Origin of the sequence: Kineococcus sp. G2, assembly GCF_037154035.1 — a bacterium.
Taxonomy (GTDB): Bacteria; Actinomycetota; Actinomycetes; order Actinomycetales; family Kineococcaceae; genus Kineococcus.
Map to the genome: position 1 here is coordinate 1 of NZ_JBBBEM010000153.1, position 804 is coordinate 804.

An 804-nucleotide genomic window follows, 5' to 3' on the forward strand; every position below is an offset into this window, starting at 1 on the left:
TACGGCGCCACGGTCACCGGCCGCGACGGCGACAAGATCGGCAAGGTCGACGAGGTCTACCTGGACAACGCGACCAACCAGCCGGAGTGGGTCTCGGTGAAGACGGGGCTGTTCGGCTCCAACGTCTCGCTCATCCCGCTCTCGCAGGCGGTCGTGAGCGGTGACACCGTCACCGTGCCGTTCGACAAGTCGATGGTGAAGGACGCCCCGCACCACGACCCGGGCCACGAGCTGAGCGAGCAGGACGAGAACGACCTGTACGCCTACTACGGCGTGACCACCGGGGTGGGCACCGAGACGGTGGGCACCGAGACGGTGGGCACCACCGGCACCGAGGTCCGCGGCCGCGGTCACGACACCTCCGGCCCGAACACCGACGACGCCATGACGCGCTCGAAGGAGGAGCTGCACGTGGCCAAGGAGTCGCGTGAGGCGGGCCGGGCGCGGCTGCGCAAGTACATCACCAGCGAGAACGTGACCCGCACGGTGCCGGTGAACCGTGAGGAGGTCGTGGTCGAGCGTGAGCCGATCACCGAGGCCAACCGCGGTGCGGCGATGTCCGGTGGGGACCTGACCGAGGAGGAGCACGAGGTGACCCTGCACGAGGAGCGCGCCGTGGCCGCCAAGGAGACGGTGCCGGTCGAGCGCGTGCGCCTGGGTACCCAGACCGTGCAGGAGGAGCAGACCGTCTCCGCCGAGGTGCGCGAGGAGCACATCGACCTCGACGCCGGCCAGGAGACCACCACCAAGCGGGACCGCTGAGCGAGGAGCACGCCGAGGTCCTCCGCTCGGCCGAGGAACTGC

At 70.0% G+C, this 804-nt stretch carries 1 protein-coding gene; it reads left to right on the forward strand.

Annotated features, from left to right (window positions below):
- A partial coding sequence (locus V9U69_RS19255) for a PRC and DUF2382 domain-containing protein (protein WP_337063524.1) occupies positions 1–762 on the forward strand: 762 nt, incomplete at its 5' end.
- Positions 763–804 lie beyond the last annotated feature (42 nt).